Below are 17,384 nucleotides of genomic sequence, written 5' to 3'. Positions count from 1 at the left end.
ATGCCGCACCGATCGCCAGTCGGGCCGGGCCGACCGGGGGTGGCAGGGAACGTGAGCCGGATCGGCAGGGGCTCACTCCCCGGTGCAGGAGGCTCGCGCAGGGTCTGGGTGGCGTGGTGCGGTCGAAGGGTTGATTCCGGCCATGGGTCCGCGTATAAATAAGCAACTTTCTTTCCTACAGGCTCGAATGTCGAGACGAGGCCCCGGTGACCCGCCGTTATCCAGCAGGCCCGCAGCAGTTGCTGCGCTCGCTCAACGGCCGTGCCGTGCTGGAGGCGATCGACGAGGCGGGCCCGGTCACGACCACCGACCTGGCCGGGCGGATCACCCTCTCCCGGCCCACCGTCGCCGCCGCCGTCGCGCTGCTGCTGGAGCGCGGAGTCATCACCGAGGTCGGCCCGGCGACCGGCCGCAAGGGCCCGGCACCGGCCCAGTACCGGGTCAACGCCGACTGCGCTTTCGCGATCGGCGTGGACGTCGGTCACCGCAAGATCCGTGCCGCGGTCGCCGATGTCACCGGCCGGGTGCGCGGGCGCGCCGAGTCCGAACAGCGGGGGCATCAGGGTGCGGACGCGCTTGTCGCGCAGATCCTGGACATGTGCGTCGACCTGGCCGGGCAGGTGGACCGGCCGCTGGCGGACATCACCCAGGTCGTGGCGGGACTGCCGGCCGCCGTCGGCCCCGACGGACGACACCTGTCGTACGCCGCCGGACTGCCCGACTCCGGGCAGGGGTTCGGCGCCGCGCTCGGCCGGGCGATCCCGGTGTCGTTGGTCCTGGAGAACGACGTGAATCTCGCGGCGCTGGCCGAGAGCACCCACGGCCTCGGTACCGACACCGACGACTTCGTCCTCGTCAGCCTGGGCGTCGGACTCGGCCTCGGTCTGGTTGTCGACGGCCGGGTCCGGCGCGGCGCCACCGGAGTCGCAGGAGAGGCCGGCTACCTGCCCAGCGACCGTATGGTCGCCCCGGTCGGACAGCGCCGGGACCTCGTCCAGGAACATCTGGGCGCCCGTTACATCAGCGACCGGGCGCAGCGCCTCGGACTGCCGGGCGACGGCAGTCCGCGCACCGTCTTCGAACTCGCCCGCACCGGGGACCCGGGCGCGCTGGAGATCGTGGACGACACGGCCCGCAGCGTCGCCTACGTGGTGGCCTGCGTCGTACCCCTCATCGACCCGGCACTCATCGTGCTGGGCGGCGCCATCGGCGCCAACGGCGACCTGCTGCTCGAACCGGTCGCCCGTCACCTGGCCGACTTCAGTACGTTCCGGCCGCCTGTCGTCGCGTCGAGCCTCGGCCAGGACGCCGTGCTCACCGGAGCGACCACCATGTCGGCGGAGCTGGCCCGCGAGGCCGCCTTCGCCGCCGCCACCACTCCCGTCCCGCAGACAGAGTCACCGTCGTCTCTGTCCTGACCGCAGTGTGAAACACCGCGGCGACGCCGTCTTGCCGGACAGCGCCGCCGCACACGTCACCGGGCATTGCCGTGCCCGATCGACCGACCGATCCGTCACCCAGGGAATGCCATCTCCGAGGAAGGACGATCAGTGTTCAAAGCTATCACCGGGGCTACGGCCGTCACGGCCGCCGGCGTACTGCTGCTGGCAGGCTGTACGTCGACCGGATCCACCTCGTCACAACCCGACTCTGCGATATCGCCGGGCGCCTCGCACAAGGCCACCACCGTCACGGTGTGGACGTTCAACCACCTCCCCAACGAAGTGGCCGCGTTCAAGGCCACCCTCAGCCGGCTGCACGCCACGTACCCGTGGCTGACCGTGAAGTTCGTGCCCAACAAGGATGACGCCGCCTACGCCAAGGCCGTCGCCGCGGGCGATCCGCCGGACGTGTTCATCAGCTCCACGCCCGACAACGTGGCGAAGTTCTGCTACAACGGCACGGTCACCGACCTGAGTCCGTACCTGTCCTCGGCGAAGATCGACACCGCCAAGACCTTCCCGCCCGCGACGCTCGTCTACACGCGCTACCAGAGCAAGCAGTGCGCACTGCCGCTGCTGACCGACGCGTTCGCCCTCTACTACAACAAGAAGATGTTCGCCGCGGCCGGCATCACCAAGCCACCCACGACCCTCGCCGAACTGACCACCGACGCCAAGAAGTTGACCGTCAAGAACGCGGACGGCTCCATCAAGACCTACGGCTTCGTCCCCCGCTCCGACTACGACGTCAACCGGTACCTCTTCGTCGGCGCGCACAGCGGCACCGAGTTCTACGGCAAGGACGGCAAGACGACCTTCGCCTCCGACCCCAAGTGGCGGCAACTGCTGGCCTGGGACCAGGACCTGATCGACTACTACGGCACGGCGAACGTGCAGAAGTTCGTGGGCCGTTACCAGCCGCACGCCGACGACGCGGGAAACCCGCTGCTGACCGGCGCCGCGGCCATGGAGTACGACGGCGAGTGGCACGTCGGTGAGATCGCCACGGAGAAGAAGGACTTCGACTACGGCGTCGTACCGATGCCCGTCCTCGACGGATCGTCCGGCACCTACGGCGCGGGCAGCACCCTCGGCACCGTCGCCTATCTGTCGGCAGGCTCGAAGCACAAGCAGGAGGCGTTCTTCGCACTCCAGCAACTCACCACCGACACCACGTTCCTGAACACCCTCGCCGACACGGTCTACAACATCCCCACCACGTTCGCCGCGCTCAAGGCCTGGGACAAGCGCGACGACCCGCACTGGAAGCCGTTCGTCGACATATTCGAGAACACGCACTCCTCCTACAAGGCGGTCACCCCGGCCGGCGTCGAGGACATGGACACCTGGCGCGCGTTCCTGCTCGACTACGAACAGGGCAAGACGAAGGACGCCGCGAGCGGACTGGCCACGGTCGGCAAGAAGATCGACAGCCTCAACTCCGAGAGCGGGCAGTAGAGATGACGACCGTCCTCGCCCCCGTCGGCGAGGCCCCGGGCACGGCGCGCACGCGCCCTGCCCGGGGCGGGCGGCGCAGCCCGAGCCGGGCCCGCTGGTGGGTCGTCCTCGCCTTCCTGTCGCCGTTCGTCATCGGCTTCGCCGTCTTCGTGCTCTACCCGGTGGCGGCCACGCTCTACTACTCGCTCACCGACTTCCAGGCCGGCTCCTACCGGCCCGTCCAGTTCGTCGGACTGCGCAACTACCGCGCCCTGTTCACCGAGTCCGACACCTTCTGGGTGGCGGTGCGCAACACGCTGTGGATGGTTGTCGTCATGGTGCCGCTGCGCACCGGATGGGCCATGCTCACCGCCTGGGTGATCATCCGGGTCAAGCGCGGGCGGGCCGTCTACCGCACCCTGTTCTTCCTGCCGTCGATGGTGCCGGTCGTGGCCTCGGCCCTGTCGTTCATCGTGCTGCTCAACCCGGTCGGCCCGCTCAACCGGCTGTTGGGATGGGTGGGCGTCGACGGCCCCGGCTGGTTCTCCGACCCCGCCTGGTCCAAGCCCAGCCTCGTCCTGATGGCGCTGTGGGCCAGCGGCAACGTGATGGTGATCTTCTCCGCCGCCATGCTCGACGTACCCCGCGAGCTGTACGAGGCCGCCGAACTCGACGGCGCCGGCGCACTGCAGAAGTTCCGCAGCGTCACCCTGCCGGCGATCTCCCCGGTCATCTTCTTCGCCCTGCTCACCGGGATGATCTACACGTTCCAGTACTTCACCGAGGCGTTCGTCGCCTCCAGTTCGGCCAACGCCACCTCCTCCAGCAACGACCTCATCGGCTACCCCGCCAACTCGCTGCTGTTCTACTCCACCGAGCTGTACCGACAGGGCTTCGCCTACTTCAAGACCGGCTACGCCTCGGCCATGGCCTGGCTGCTGTTCCTCGTCATCTTCGCGGCGACCGTGGTGTTCATCCGCGTCTCGCGCCGCTTCGTGCACCACGCCGGAGGCGGCCGATGAGCACCCTCGACCTGACGAAGCGTCACCCTCGCACCGGTCGACGCCTGTTGTACCTGCTGGCGGAGCACGCACCGGCCGTGGCGGTCGCCCTCTGCTTCCTCCTGCCGCTCACCATCGGCGTACTCACCGCGTTCATGACCCAACACCAGGCGGGCACCGGCTCGTTGTGGCCCTCGCCCTGGGAGTTCGGCAACTTCCACGAGGTCTTCAGGGCCATGCCGTTCGGCCGCGACCTCCTCAACACCATGCTCTACGCCGGCCTGTCCACGATCGGCGTCGTCATCTCCTCGGTACCCGTCGCCTACGCGCTGGCCCGGCTGCGCTGGCGCGGCCGGGAGGGCGTCTTCCTCGTCGTCCTCGCCGCGATGATGATCCCGGCCCAGGTCACCAGCCTGCCCCTGTACGTCATGTACGCGCACATCGGCTGGGTGGGCACCCTGAAGCCGCTGATCGTCCCGTCCTTCTTCGGCGACGCGTTCAGCATCTTCCTGCTCCGCCAGTTCTTCCTCACCATCCCCGACGAGTTCACCGAGGCGGCCCGGGTCGACGGCGCGGGCGAACTGCGCATCCTGTGGCGGGTGTTGATCCCCATGGCCAAACCGGCGATCGCCGCCGTGGGTCTCTTCGCGTTCCTCTACGCGTGGAACGACTTCTACAACCCCCTGCTCTACACGGGGAACAGCGACACCGGCCAGACCCTCGCCGTGGCCCTGAGCCAGCTTGCCAAGAACGGCCACCAGAACGCGTACCAACTCCAGATGGCGGCCTCGCTGATGTTCCTGCTGCCCGTGCTGATCCTGTTCTTCCTGGCGCAGAAGGTCTTCGTCGAGGGCATCGCACTGACCGGCGTCAAGGGCTGACAACCCTCGCCGCAACCCCAGTTGGTCAAGGAGCACTCTCTTGAAAATCACCGTTGTCGGCGGTGGCAGCACCTACACACCCGAACTGATCGAGGGCTTCGCCCGCCGCGCCCAGGTGCTGCCGGTCGACGAACTCGTCCTGCACGACATCGACGCCGAACGCCTCGCCGTGATCGGCGCCCTTTCCCGCCGTATCCTCGCCCGGCACGGCTTCCCGGGCCGCCTGACCACCACCACCGACCTCGCGACCGCGGTGGACGGAGCCGCCGCCGTGCTCGTCCAGCTCAGGGTGGGAGGGCAGGCGGCCCGGCTGGTCGACGAGACCCTGCCGAACCGCTTCGGCCTGCTCGGCCAGGAGACCACCGGCCCCGGCGGCTTCGCCAAGGCCCTGCGCACGGTGCCCGTGGTCCTCGACATCGCCGCCGAGGTACGCCGCCGGGCCGAACCCGGCGCCTGGATCGTCGACTTCACCAACCCCGTCGGCATCGTCACCCGCGCACTGCTGGACGCCGGCCATCGCGCGGTCGGCCTGTGCAACGTGGCGATCAAGTTCCAGCGGCAACTGGCCGCCCGCCTCGGTACCGACCCCGACCGGGTACGACTCGGTCACGCCGGCCTCAACCACCTGTCCTGGATCCGCTCGGTCACCGTCGACGGAGTGGACCGCCTGCCGGAACTCCTGACCGGCGAGGCGCTCGACGACCTCGCGGCTCAAGTCCGCGTCCCCGCAGGGGTGTTGCGCGACCTGGGCGCCATCCCCTCCTACTACCTGCACTACTTCTACTGCACGGACGACGAGGTGAGGGCCCAGCAGGCCGGAGCGCACCGCGCCGACCAAGTCATCGCCATCGAAAAGGAGTTGCTCACCCTCTATGCCGATCCCGCGCTTGACCGCCAACCCGAACTGCTCCGGCAACGCGGCGGCGCCCACTACAGCGAGGCCGCGGCGGCACTGGTCACCAGCCTGCTCACCGGCGACGGCGCCCACCACTACGTGAACGTACGCAACAACGGAGTCCTCGCCGGCCTACCGGACGAGGCGGTGGTCGAGGTTCCGGCACGTGTCGACGCGTCCGGTCCCCACCCGGTCCCCGTACCGCCCCTGCCACCCGAGATGCTCGGGCTCGTCCAGGCAGTCGCCGCGTACGAGACACTCACCGTCGAGGCAGCCTTGACGGGGGACCGTTCGGTGGCCCGGCGCGCCCTCCTGGCCAACCCGCTCGTCCGCGAATGGGCCCGGGCGGACGCAGTGCTGAACGCGCTGCTGGAGGCCAACCGCCCGCATCTGCCCCGGTACTTCGCGAACGAGGCTGCCGATGCCTGACCTCGTGGTGGGCGTCGACGGAGGGAACTCCAAGACCGACCTCGTCCTCGCGGACACCGAAGGACGGCTGCTGTCCTGGGTACGCGGCGCGGGCACCCGTCCGCACACCGAGGGAATGGAGACCACCACCGACCGGCTCGCCCGCCTGGGCCGACACGCGCTGGCGGAGGCCGGCCTGCCCGACACCACCCCGGTCTCGGTCGGCGCGTACTTCCTCGCCAACGTGGACCGGCGCACCGACGAACGCCTGGCGCTGGGGCAGTTGACCCGACTGGACGTGGCCGACCGGACCCTCGTACGCAACGACACGCTCGCCGTCCTCCAGGCCGGCGCACCCGACGGCTGGGGAGTGGCGGTCGTCTCCGGCGCCGGCATCAACGCGGCCGCGATCCATCCGGGGGGCCGCTCGGCCCGCTTCCTCTCCCTCGGGGACATCACCGGCGACTGGGGAGGCGGGCTCGCCGTGGCCCGGGCGGGCCTGGGGGCCGCCGTCCGTGCGGGCGACGGACGGGGCCCGGCGACCCGGCTGCGGCAGGAACTGCCGGGCCACTTCGGGCTGCACAGCGTGGAGTCCGTGGCGCTGGCAGTCGGCAGTGGCGACCTGCCGATGACCGCGCTGCACGGCCTGGCGCCGCTGGTCTTCGCGACGGCCGCCTCCGGCGACGACGTGGCGCGGGGCATCGTCGAACGCCTCGGTGACGAGATCGTAGCCATGGTCACCGCCCTGCTGCGCCGCCTCCGCCTTCTGCGCACCCCGACACCGGTGGTGCTCGGCGGTGGCACGCTGCAGAACGACCAGGTGCTGCTGCGCGACCACATCAGCGGACGGCTGGCCACGGAAGCTCCGCTGGCCCGGCCCCGGGTCCTCGATATACCGCCGGTCGCGGGCGCGTTGAGGGAGGCGCTCCTGACCGCGGGGGCTCCGGCCGAGGCGCAACGGCGGCTCCGCGAGGCCGTCGCCGACCGGAAACCACCGCCGTTGCTCGCGACGCCACCGTAGCGATGGGTGCGCGACACCCCAACGCGGGTCTGCGTCGGCGCTGACGCGGGAATGACGAAGGGGCACTGCCCGCGAACCGGCAGAGCCCCTTCCCCACACCCGGCGTCGGCACGGCTGCGGAGCCACCGGCAGGTTCATGGACTCGAGCCGGTACTCGGAGCACTGCGCGGGCCTGATTCCAACTCCTTGACCTTGCGCGCCACTTTGCTCCCTCTGCGGCATCCGCCCGGCCCACGCCCGACGCACCCCCGCCGTCCCCGAACTCGCCCTGACAGCGGACCGATCCCTCGCCGCCGCCTCCGCCGGACATCGCCCGCGCCGTGATGGGCAGGGCACGCGGTGCCCTGTCGGGGAAGGACGGACGGCACCCGCTCCAGGACACCGCCCGCGAAGACGTCGTACAGGGGCAGGGACTCCAGGTGGACATAGCCGATGTGGTAGTCGCAGACGGCCGTCGGACACGCGCGCGGCCGCAACGCCGCCCGGTAGGAACCGTCGTACAGGTTCCCCGGCTCGTCCCGGACGAAGTGACAGCGGCGGACCGTGCCGGCGCCGTCGACCGAGATCACGGACTCGTCGGTACGGCACGAAAGTCCGGCACTGCGGTGCGAGTGCCGGCTGTACGGGAAGAGGGGGGCGAGCGCGGTCCAGTCGCCGGCCTCGACGTCGTCGTGGGGGTGCCCCTCGGCGGCGTTGCCCCAGAGATGGACGTGCGGGGGCAGGTCGTCGCGGAGCCGACGGGACGCCATCAGATGGACGGGCAGGCCGAACACGCCGACACTGAACCGCCCCCCGCGGTCGGCCGGCTCATGGCACTTGCCGAGGAAACGGTCGTAGGTGGTCTGGCTCGGGTGGTACGTGCACACAGGGCGAGCGTGTCGAGATCGGCCTCTGCGAGCCAGCCCGTCCGGCAGCTCAGGTTGGTCTGGATGGCGACCCCGCGCACATGCGGCAGCCGGGACGGCTCGGTCAGGGTGCGCCGGTACCAGGAGCGGACCGATCCCTCGCCCCACGGTGTGAACAGGAGCGACAGGTTGTCCTCGCTGTCCGTCGCCCACCGCGCGAAGCGCTCCAACGCCCCCCGCTCCGCGTAAAGTTGGGCGGTCGAGTCGCGTCGCTTGGCGAACGGACAGTAGGGGCAGTCGTAGTCGCAGGACACGAGCGGCCCCCGGTACAGGACGGTGAGATCCATGACGGTCCGTCACTTCCGTTCGTAGGCGGCCATGGCGGACCGCACCTCGGGGGAGAACAACTCCGGCCCCACGGCGTCGGAATGGGCCAGTCCTTCCGGGGTCAGGACGAACAGGTCCCCCGTCGCCCCGGTCGGCCAGCCGCGCCCGGCCAGTCGGCCTACCTCCGCCCCGAAGTCGTCGTCGGGCGAACTCCCGAAGCGGGTGCGGTAGTCGGCGACGGACAGGCCTTCGGCCTGGAGGAGGGACTGCAGGAGATGGCGGCGACGTGCCTCGCGTCCGTCCACGCGTTAGCCGACCTCCGTGTGCGCGAAGTCGGCTGTCGTGACGTAGTCGTCGATGATGCCGCGGATCTCGTGCATGCCGACCGCGTAGTCGAAGGAGTGGTGCAGCGTCGACGTGTACGAGCGGGCCCCGCAGCCGAGCCCGATCATGCCGTCAGTCTGGCAGGCGTAGTCGTCGGCGTCCTGGAGCGGGGGCGTCGGCCCGGCGGAACATGCGCATCGACTGCTGGACACAGCCCCGTGCGAGGAGGTGGTCACGCCCCGCCCGGTACGGCCGCAGCCGCGGCGCGTCCCACACCGGGTCGGTTCCGGCGTCCCCGTGGTGCCGGCCGAGGCCGGTCAACGGGCGGACGTAGAGCGGGTACAGGTACAGCTCCTCGGGCCGCCAGGCCGGGGCCGCGTCCAGGGACTCGCGCCGGCTCCGCTCGGGCTGGCCGTCGATGCCGTAGATGACGTCGATGTCGAGAAGGGAGACGGTGGTGTCCCGGATCCGGCCGAGCGCGGCCTCCACGTCGGCACGGCGCTGCGGGCGTACGGCGGCCCTGGCCTCGGAGTCGACGAAGCTCTGGACGCCCAGGTTGAGGCGGGTCGCGCCCTGGTCGGCGAGGACGGCGAGCCGGCCTGCGGTGGCCGTGGCGGGCGAGGCCTCCACGGAGAGCGGGACCGCGCGCAGGTCGGCGCCCATGTGCCGCTCGGCGATGTCGCACGGGCGCTCCAGCTCGGGCGCGGTGAGGAAGGTCGGGGTGCCGCCGCCGAACGCCGCGGTGGCGAAACGCACCGGGTCTCCGTCGCCGAGCGTGGCCCGGACGGCGTCCGCCTGCCGCTCCAGGGCGTCGAGATAAGCGTGTGCGGGAAGCAGGACGCGGCGCGCTCGCACACATCCAGGACGTCGGACCACCGGGCGCCCGCGGCGGTGACGGCCCGTCGGACGCCGTCGAGGCCCCGCGGCTGCCTCCCAGATGCAGGTTGGTCAGCGGCCCGCGACTGGTGCGCACCACCGCGTGGGTGGCCCGGCCGGCCACGACGACCACCGGGAGATCCGCGGCACGGCCCGCCTGGGAGGCCCTCGGCACTCAGCGTTCGAGATGCAGGGGGTCCGGCGCCGGCGCGTCCACGATGCGTGCGACCTCCCGCTCGTCGTGACGTGACGCACGCGCAGGGAGTTGTGGAGGGCGTCGTCCGGACCGGTCTCGACGGATGTGGTGAGCCTGCCCCGGCCGCCGCCGGCTGTGTCGACGACGAGGACACCCGACGCCGACGGCCCGTGGGCGGGCTCGACGAACAGCCGGGGCATCCTGTGCTCGCGCATCAACGCCCGTACGTCGTCCCAGCCGTGCACGCGCGCGTCGTGCGGACCCGACGTGGGGGAGTCCGGGACGGGCACACCGGCCGCGTCCAGTACGGCGTGACACGCCCGATTGTCGAACAGCACCGCCAACTCGTCCGGGTCGGCGAGGGGGATGCCGCCGCGCAGCGTGCGCAGCGCGGCGGTGAACCGCGTGTGCCAGCGGGCCGAGCCCTCCACCCGGGTGGGGTCCGAGGCACCCCGCAGCAGCCGGTCGACCGACGGGTTCTCGCCGGGGGAGTCGACCCGGACGACCTCGTCGGCGGCGAAGTCCGCTCCCCGCGAGCTCAGGACGTCCGCCCAGGCGATGACGCGGGGTGCGGGCAGCCCGGCCGCGCGCACGGCGTCCGCGAAGAGGGACACCCTGCGGTTCTCGGGGTTGCGGACCACCGCGAACAGGGGGCCGGCACGGGCGGGCGACGCGGTGACGATCGGCCCGGCCGCCGCGGACGCGGTCACTCTCCAACGGCGACGTAGCACCAGACCGTGTCGTCGTCCTCCGTGTCCTACTCGGCGTCGTCACGGTCCAGGTCGACGTCCACGCCTGCCGGCACTGGTGTCTGCCGTATCCGCTCCGCGACGGTCTCGCTGAGGTGGTTGTGGTGCAGATCCAGCTTCTTGAGATGCGTCAGCGGCTGCCCGCTCAGCAGCGCAGCGGCGCCCTCGTCGGTCAGCACGCCCATTGACAGGTCCAGCACCTCGAGGCGCTCCACCACCGGGGCGGCGGCGATCGCGGCGGCCACCGCGTCCTGCATCTCGCTGTTGCGCAGGGCCAGATGGCGAAGGCGCGGCAGCCGGGCACCGGACAGGATCGGCTCCAGGTCGGCGGCCTCGCTGTCACCGCCGTAGTCCGGCGTGCCGATCCACAGGTCGAGGTGCTCCAGGGCGGGCGGGTCACTGGCGCCGATGCCGCGCATCCGGCACCGACGCAGGATCCATCGGGCAGAGGCGGCATCCAACGGCATGATCACCTGCGCACCCCGCACCGTCAGCCGCCCGGCGGACCGCTTCTTCCCCCTCCGACCCATCCCCCGGGGAGAGTTGCCCCGTGTCCGGCACATCGGTTGGCACCGGGCTGGGAGGTTGGGCCCTGGGCGCCGCGCGCAGATGGCCGCGCTCGGTCTGGAGTGGGCACGGGAGGACGGCCCGTGATGGGGAGTGTCGAGAAGGTGGCCCGGGTGGCGGTCGGGCGCCGGGGGCGGGCTGAGTGTCGCGCAGGTCGCGGAGGCGGAGCGGCGGGGTGCGGGAGCCCCGCGTCAGGGGCATGGTTCCGCCGCTTGCGGCCGGGGGCTGCCCGCGCCGGCGCGGGGACGAGGGGCATCGGGGTCGGTGAAGGGGTCCGGCCCGCCCCCGGGCCGGCGGGAGGGGGCCGGACCGCGGCAGTGCTCCGCGGGTCAGCGAACCGTGGTGACCCGGTGCTCCTTCAGCGCGGCGCAGTTGGAGCCCGTCACGTAGACGTACACGTTGTCGATGTGGCCGCCCCAGTCGACGCAGTGGGCCTTGCCCTGGACATAGGTCGGTCCGGCGTACGACGTGTACGCGCCCTCGTCCTGGGCGTACTCGCCGGTGTCGGGGACGTAGATCCACGCGCCCATGTCGTGCGCGGTGCCAGGGTTGGTGCGGATGGTCGCGACGCAGTTCTTGCCGTTGGAGGCGTTGTAGGTCAGGTAGACGGTGCCCTGCGTGCCGACGGGCGCGGAGTTGACGGTTTTGTAGCTGCTTCCGCAGACCTTCTGCGCGGTGGTGTTCGGTGCTGCGGAGGCGGGGCCGGCCGCAACGGTCGTCGCGCCGACTGCCAGGGCCGCCATCGCGGTACAGGCGAGAATAGAATGATTGAGCCTCATATTTCCCCCTTATGGTCTTAGGAGTTCGTTGCTCCTGACAGGTCAGACACGTGCCGGTCGCGCAGGGTTGTGACCCGACACCGGCTCGATCCGGCCGAGTTGACCGGGCGGGCTGGGCACACGGCCGGGTGGCTGTGACCTGGGTGGGCAGGGAGGTTGCGGCGCCGCCCGGGCCCGCCGTCCGCGCGACGGGTCGCGCCGCGCCGTCACGGCCGCGGTCTTCGTCCGGGGACGTCGCAAGCCGGGAACGCCAGGCGGCGGCCCGGGTGACCAGGGGCCGTCCGCGCCTGGCGCCCCGCGTTCGCGGATCCGCCCAAGAGCACGACAGCGTGCGGATGTCGGCGCATTCTCGCCACAACCCCTGGGCGCACTATGTGTCGAAGGAGTTCACCCAGGTCTGGCTCAGAGCTGGGCGTGACCAGATCACGTGGCGCGGCCCACGCCGGTCGGGGCGGCGATCATTGGTCCATGGCTGCGGGCCCGATCTCTAAGGAGGGAGGGATCGCTTTGGTCGGCCGCCGGTCGGCGGCCCACCGCTGCGGAACCCCGATGCAGCTGGGGGGAGGTGTCTGCCAGGCGGGATTCGGGATCAGGCGGGTTACTCGGGCGGTCGGCTCGGCTGTTCCCCACTCCTCCAGCAGCGCTCGCGCCTGTTGCTCGCCCAGGCGGCGTCCGGTCTGCCGATGGATGGCCAGCGCGCGGAGCGCGAAGTCGTGGGCTTCGGGGCTGCCCGGTGTCTGCGTCCGGGCCAGGACGAGCAGGCTGTCGGCCTCGGACATGCGGTAGCCGTGGGTCACCGCCAGTTGCAGTGCCTGGTAGGCGTAGTCGCGCGCGGCGTCGGGCCGCCCCAGGGCCTCGGCCGTGGCCGCGGTCGCCCCCAGGGCCCGGCTGTGCCAGCCCGGGTTTCCCGACTCGTCCGCCAGGAGGACCGCCGACAGGTGTTCTTCCGGATCCCGGTTGATCGTCGCCAGGACGCTGCGTGCAAGCCAGCCCCAACGAGGCGCCTTGAGACCCTGCGCCAGGCGCCGCGCGTTCTCCGCGCACTCGCGCGCCGCCTCCAGCCGTCCGGCGTCCAGATGGACCGTGGCCAGCTCGCTCTGGGCCGCCGACTCCAGATCGGTGTCGCCGAACTCCCCGAGGATGATCAGGGCTTGGGTGTACAGCGTGTCGGCTTCCTCCAAGTCTCCCAGGGCGTGCTTCACGATGGCCAGATTGACCAGGGCGTACGGTTCCTGATTTCGTGCGCCGGCCTTTGTGGCCAGTTCCAGTGCCTGGCACCGGACGCGCAGCGAGTCGGCCAGGCGGCCCTGTTCGAAGTACACCTCGCCGAGCCGGGAGAGGGTGACCACCGTGCTGGACGTGCTGGGAGCCGACGGTGCCGCGGGCATCACCGACTCCAGGCGGCGGGCCGCCTCGTCGAGGTGCCCGGTGAAGATCAGGATCTGCGCGATGAAGTTCTCGCAGCCGGCGATGCCGTGGCGGTGGTCGACGGCGCGCGCAATCGACAGGGCCGTCTTGAAGCTTCCCATCGCCTTCGGGTAGTCGCTCACGCTCATGTTCGCGTGCGCGAGGCTGTACCACCCGCTGAACCGGGCTTCGGCGTTGCCCAGGCGCTCGGCGGCGATGATGGCGGCGTTGGCGGCGTCGATCCAGTCGCCGACGTTCATCCGGGTGGCGAAGTAGGGGCGAAGTCCGTCGGCGATCCGCCAGGTGTGGGTGCCGAGCGGGTCGTCGTGCAGGGCCGCGATCAGATTCGGGATCTCGGTGTCGAACCAGGCCAGCGCCTCGCCCGCGGTGTCGAAGTCCGCGCCGGGGGAGTGCTCCGCGCCGGACAGACGGGCGTACCCGGGGAAAGCCAGCGCTTGCGCCGCAAGGGTGCGTTCCAGGTACCAGTTGGTCAGACGGTCGCGTGCCGTCTCGCGGTCGGGCCCGGAGTCCTCGGCTTCGGCGCGCGCTCGCGCATACAGGCGGGTCAGGTCGTGGAGGGCGAAGCGGTCCGGCGCCGATTCACCGATCAGGTGGGCGTCCAGCAGGCGGTCCACCAGCCGGCCGGCTTCGACCTGGCTCAGGCCGGCCAGTACCGCGGCCGCCGCGACCGTGAAGTCCGGTCCTGGGGAGAGTCCGAGGCAGCGGAACATGTGGCGGGTGTCAGGGTCCAGAGCGTCGTAGGACTGTCCGAGGACGGTCTGCATCGTGCTGTCGCTGTCGCCGGGAGTCTGGAGCACGGCCAGACGGTTGCCGTCGAGTAAGTCCCTGATGTGGTCGGTGATCGATGCCAGTGGATGGTTGGCGATGTTGGCCGCCGCGATGCTCAGCGCCAGCGGTATTCGTCCGCACGCCTCGGCCAGGCTGTGGGTCGCGCCCGGCTCGGTGCGCAGGCGCTCGGCGCCGAGCATGCGCTCCAGCAGATGCTCGGCCTCCTGCGGCGACATCGGCCCGACCGACACCTGGCGCGCCCCGTCGCGCACGACCAGGCCGGTCAGCCGGAACCGGCTGGTGATCAGGGTCGCCGAGCCCGCCCCGGTGGTCAGCAGCGGGCGGACCTGGTCGACCGACCGGGCGTTGTCGAGCAGCACCAGCAGGCGTTTGCCGGCGACCGTCGAACGGTACAGGTCGATGAGCTCGTCCGTCTCGGCCGGTATGGCGTCCCGGGGCAGCCCCAGAGAGCGCAGCGCGCGGGCGATCGTCCGCGCCGGGGTCATCGCGCGCTGCGTGTCGTGGCCGTGCAGGTTGATGTAGAGCTGGCCGTCGGGGAAGCGGTCGGCCATCGTACGGCCCCAGTGCACGGCCAGCGTTGTCTTGCCGACGCCGGCGGGGCCGACCACTGCGACCGTGCCCAGGAACCGTTCGTCGGACAGGCTCCCGGCCAGGAAGTCGTCGAGCTGGTCGAGCAGGTCCTGCCGACCTACCAGATGCGGCGTCGACGGCAGTTGCATGGGCACCGGCAGTGCCGAGGGCATGGCCGGTGCATCGGGGAGCGCGCTGTCCATGGAAGCGTCGGGTTCGGGGGCCGATTCGTGCTCGGATTTCGTGTGCGGCGTCTCGGCCGGCGGGTTCGGCGCCATGGCGTCCAGCGAGGGATCGGCGTGCAGGATCGCCTGTTCCATCTCGGTGAACCCGCGGCCCGGGGTGAGCCCTTGCTGCTCGGCCAGCAGCGAGCGCAACTCGCGCGCCTGCTCCAGCGCCGCGGTCTGACGGCCTGAGCGGTACAGCGCGAGCATCAGCTTCACCCGCAGGTTCTCGTGGAGGGGGTGTGCCGCGACCAGCGGCATCAGGTCGTCGATGAGCGCGCCGTGGTGCCCTTCGCTGATCTCCAGGTCGGCCAGATCCTCATAGGCGGTCAGGCGCAGGCTGGTCAGCTGGGTCTGCGCGGACTCGGCGTAGCTGACCGCGATGTCGGCCAGCGGCATGCCCTGCCACAGCGCGAGCGCTTTGCGGATCAGGCCCACCGCCGAGCGGCTGTCGCCGCGCGCGGCCTCCTGGCGGGCCCGGGCCATTCTGCTGCGGAAGACGTCCAGGTCGAGCTCGCCGTCGTCGACGGCGATCGAATAGCCGGGGGCCCGGCTCTCGACCGGGATCTTGGCTCCGGCATCGCGGCACACGCGGCGCAGCACCGAGATGTCGGCCTGGATCTGCGAGCGGGCCGTCTGCGGCTCCGAGCCGCCCCACAGCGCGTCGATCAACTGCCGCGTGGAGACCACGTGGTTGGCGTGCAGCAGTAGATAGGCCAAGACTGCCCGGCACCGCGGACGCTTCACCGCCAGCGGCATGTCCTCGAAATCCATTCCGACCGGTCCGAGTAGTGTGTAGCGCATAGCCGTCAGCAACCCCCGTAAGCCGGGGCTGCCGCCGGGGTCGCCGACTGCGCGCCCGGCGTGCGTCATCAGCTCCGATTCGCCTGCGTGTGCCCAGCAACCATTGCATGGTGATCGACTTCCAGTCGAGCCCCATATAGGTGCCGCATTGCGGACGCATGGCGTGCCCGAATGGCAGGTGCATCAGGACACTTCGACAGCGTCTCGGGTGAATTGCGATACCTGTGAATCCGGGAACGACGGTGGGTTCCGAGACATCGGGATCGAGTGGCGACGGGGCGGTTCACCGGCCCTGTGAACCGGGTGTCTCGGTCGGGACTGCCAGAGAGGGAACCGATGTGACTTCGGGGCGGGGCGCAGCGGTATCCCGCTCGCCGACGATGCCGATGGTGCCGTCGGGGAAGCGCTGGACCGAGCGCACGCCCGGCAGCAGGTTCAGCAGCAGGCAAGGTGTGCCGATGAGGGCCGCGGCGGCCAGCAGGGTCGTGCGCATTCCGAGAAACTGGGCGACCGGAGCGGCGGCGGCGTAGCCGGCGGGCATGGCGATCAACGAAATCATCCAGTCCAGCGAACTGACGCGGGCCTGAATCTCCTCGGGGAAGAGCTGTTGCTGAGTGGTTGCCAAAACCTCGCCGACAAGCGAAGTCATGGTGAAGGCCACGGCCACGCCGAGAGCGATGACGAGGAGCGGGGCGGGGGGAGCGAGCAGGGCCAGCGGGAGGATGCCGATCACCGCGGCTGCGTTCGCGGTGACCAATGGGCGTCGTGGCCGGTAGTGCAGCGCGGCCAGCCCGCCGACGATGGAGCCCACCGCACCGGTGATCATGATCACGCTCCAGGCGGTGGCTCCGCCGTGGCCACGCTGCATCACGACCGGACCCAGGACGAAGAAGAACGCTATCGCGAAGTTCCACACGCCCCAGCAGAGCAGGTTGGCCAGATACCAGCGGCGCTGGGCCACCGCCAACCAGCCGTCGCGAAGGTCTGCGAAGAAGTGCTGTTTCTCGGACCGCTGCGCCTGCCTGTGCAGGTGCATTCGGGAGATCAGCGCGAAGCTCAGCAGGAAGCTGATGGAATTGACGAGGAGCGCGGTGCCTGGACTGGAGATCGCCAACAGCAGTGCGGCGAGGGCCGGGCCGAGCACCTTGGTGGTGCTGTCGGTCAGGCCGAGCAGGGCGTTCGCCGGTTGCAGATGCTCAGCGTCGACGAGCTCGGGTACGACGGCCCTGGATGCCGGGGTGAAGAAGGCCATGGCCATGCCGGCGATCGTGTAGGTGACGGCGAACTGCCAAACCGCCGCCTGATCCAGGAATATCATCACGGCGAGTAGGCCGTAGCAGACCGCCTGGATGGCGTCGGTCACCATCAGTACCACTTTGCGTGACAGCCGGTCCGCCCAGACTCCGCCCACCGGCAGCATCGCCACCTGGCCGACCGCATGGCAGGTCAGTACCGTGCCGACATTCATGGCGCTGCCACCTGAGCGCAGGATGGCGAAGACAACTGTCACTGGTATCAGGGCATTGCCCACGGCTGAGATGCTGCGCGCGGTCCACAGGAGTCGGTAGGGGCGATCCCGCAGCGTGCTCAACGATTTTGGCATGGGAATGGGCATGGGTGGCCCTGCTTTCTGAGTCATGGGGTTTCACGGAACTGCAAAGGCCCGCGGAGAAACAACAAACCGATGTTGGCGATCGTCACGCCATTCCCCACCTTCGGCGTTTTCGTCCCCGGGCTGTCGGCTGGCCACGGGACGCAACCGTTGCATTGGATCTCGATGCTTTCAAGGGCTTCCAGCCGTCGGAGGAGCCGGCGGCGCTG

9 protein-coding genes and 4 pseudogenes are annotated in these 17,384 nt (G+C 70.5%); 6 read left to right on the top strand and 7 right to left on the bottom strand.

Features of this window, described 5'->3' with window-relative positions; translation table 11 throughout:
• Nucleotides 1-206: 206 nt before the first annotated feature.
• From OG223_RS01560 to OG223_RS01535, 6 genes are all read left to right on the top strand, one after another.
• Nucleotides 207-1,418 carry an ROK family transcriptional regulator gene (locus OG223_RS01560; protein WP_329241213.1) on the top strand — a complete coding sequence of 404 codons (1,212 nt, stop codon included), beginning with the start codon at nt 207-209 and terminating at the stop codon, nt 1,416-1,418.
• Between the two features lie 132 nt (nt 1,419-1,550).
• Nucleotides 1,551-2,900, top strand: a complete 1,350-nt coding sequence (locus OG223_RS01555; protein WP_329241211.1) for an ABC transporter substrate-binding protein — start codon at nt 1,551-1,553, stop codon at nt 2,898-2,900.
• Nucleotides 2,901-2,902: 2 nt separating this feature from the next.
• The gene (locus OG223_RS01550) at nt 2,903-3,901 is read left to right on the top strand and encodes a carbohydrate ABC transporter permease (protein ID WP_329241208.1); all 999 of its coding nucleotides are present in this window, start codon (nt 2,903-2,905) and stop codon (nt 3,899-3,901) included.
• Nucleotides 3,898-4,761, top strand: a complete 864-nt coding sequence (locus tag OG223_RS01545; protein WP_329241204.1) for a carbohydrate ABC transporter permease — start codon at nt 3,898-3,900, stop codon at nt 4,759-4,761. Before OG223_RS01550 ends, OG223_RS01545 begins: the two co-directional genes overlap by 4 nt.
• A gap of 40 nt (nt 4,762-4,801) precedes the next feature.
• Nucleotides 4,802-6,085, top strand: a complete 1,284-nt coding sequence (locus tag OG223_RS01540; protein WP_329241202.1) for a 6-phospho-beta-glucosidase — start codon at nt 4,802-4,804, stop codon at nt 6,083-6,085.
• Nucleotides 6,078-7,085 (top strand): N-acetylglucosamine kinase, encoded by a 1,008-nt coding sequence (locus tag OG223_RS01535; RefSeq protein WP_329241199.1) that lies wholly within the window; start codon nt 6,078-6,080, stop codon nt 7,083-7,085. Before OG223_RS01540 ends, OG223_RS01535 begins: the two co-directional genes overlap by 8 nt.
• Before the next feature lie 353 nt (nt 7,086-7,438).
• Here the strand turns inward: OG223_RS01535 and OG223_RS01530 are convergent.
• The 7 genes and pseudogenes from OG223_RS01530 to OG223_RS01500 form a co-directional block, all read right to left on the bottom strand.
• Nucleotides 7,439-8,277: pseudogene (locus OG223_RS01530) on the bottom strand (STM4011 family radical SAM protein); the annotation flags it as partial.
• A 9-nt stretch (nt 8,278-8,286) separates the two neighbouring features.
• Nucleotides 8,287-9,403 (bottom strand): annotated as a pseudogene (locus OG223_RS01525) (STM4012 family radical SAM protein); the annotation flags it as partial.
• Nucleotides 9,400-10,336 (bottom strand): annotated as a pseudogene (locus OG223_RS01520) (STM4014 family protein); the annotation flags it as partial. The pseudogenes OG223_RS01525 and OG223_RS01520, both read right to left, overlap by 4 nt.
• 74 nt (nt 10,337-10,410) lie before the next feature.
• Nucleotides 10,411-10,821 (bottom strand): annotated as a pseudogene (locus OG223_RS01515) (STM4015 family protein); the annotation flags it as partial.
• A 477-nt stretch (nt 10,822-11,298) separates the two neighbouring features.
• Nucleotides 11,299-11,748, bottom strand: a complete 450-nt coding sequence (locus OG223_RS01510; protein WP_329241197.1) for a spore-associated protein — start codon at nt 11,746-11,748, stop codon at nt 11,299-11,301.
• Between the two features lie 458 nt (nt 11,749-12,206).
• The gene (locus tag OG223_RS01505) at nt 12,207-15,518 is read right to left on the bottom strand and encodes an AfsR/SARP family transcriptional regulator (RefSeq protein ID WP_329265082.1); all 3,312 of its coding nucleotides are present in this window, start codon (nt 15,516-15,518) and stop codon (nt 12,207-12,209) included.
• A 328-nt stretch (nt 15,519-15,846) separates the two neighbouring features.
• The gene (locus OG223_RS01500; RefSeq protein ID WP_329241195.1) at nt 15,847-17,178 is read right to left on the bottom strand and encodes an MFS transporter; all 1,332 of its coding nucleotides are present in this window, start codon (nt 17,176-17,178) and stop codon (nt 15,847-15,849) included.
• Between the last annotated feature and the right edge of the window lie 206 nt (nt 17,179-17,384).

The sequence above is a fragment of the Streptomyces sp. NBC_01478 genome (genome assembly GCF_036227225.1).
Taxonomy (GTDB): Bacteria; Actinomycetota; Actinomycetes; order Streptomycetales; family Streptomycetaceae; genus Streptomyces.
Note: the sequence above shows the minus strand (reverse complement) of the source record. Positions and strands in the feature narration are given on the sequence as shown.

Coding starts and splice junctions, on each gene's coding strand:
- OG223_RS01510 (WP_329241197.1), bottom strand. CDS start 11,748: ATGAGGCTCAATCATTCTATTCTCGCCTGTACCGCGATGGCGGCCCTG.
- OG223_RS01550 (WP_329241208.1), top strand. CDS start 2,903: ATGACGACCGTCCTCGCCCCCGTCGGCGAGGCCCCGGGCACGGCGCGC.
- OG223_RS01500 (WP_329241195.1), bottom strand. CDS start 17,178: ATGCCCATTCCCATGCCAAAATCGTTGAGCACGCTGCGGGATCGCCCC.
- OG223_RS01535 (WP_329241199.1), top strand. CDS start 6,078: ATGCCTGACCTCGTGGTGGGCGTCGACGGAGGGAACTCCAAGACCGAC.
- OG223_RS01505 (WP_329265082.1), bottom strand. CDS start 15,518: ATGCCGCTGGCGGTGAAGCGTCCGCGGTGCCGGGCAGTCTTGGCCTAT.
- OG223_RS01545 (WP_329241204.1), top strand. CDS start 3,898: ATGAGCACCCTCGACCTGACGAAGCGTCACCCTCGCACCGGTCGACGC.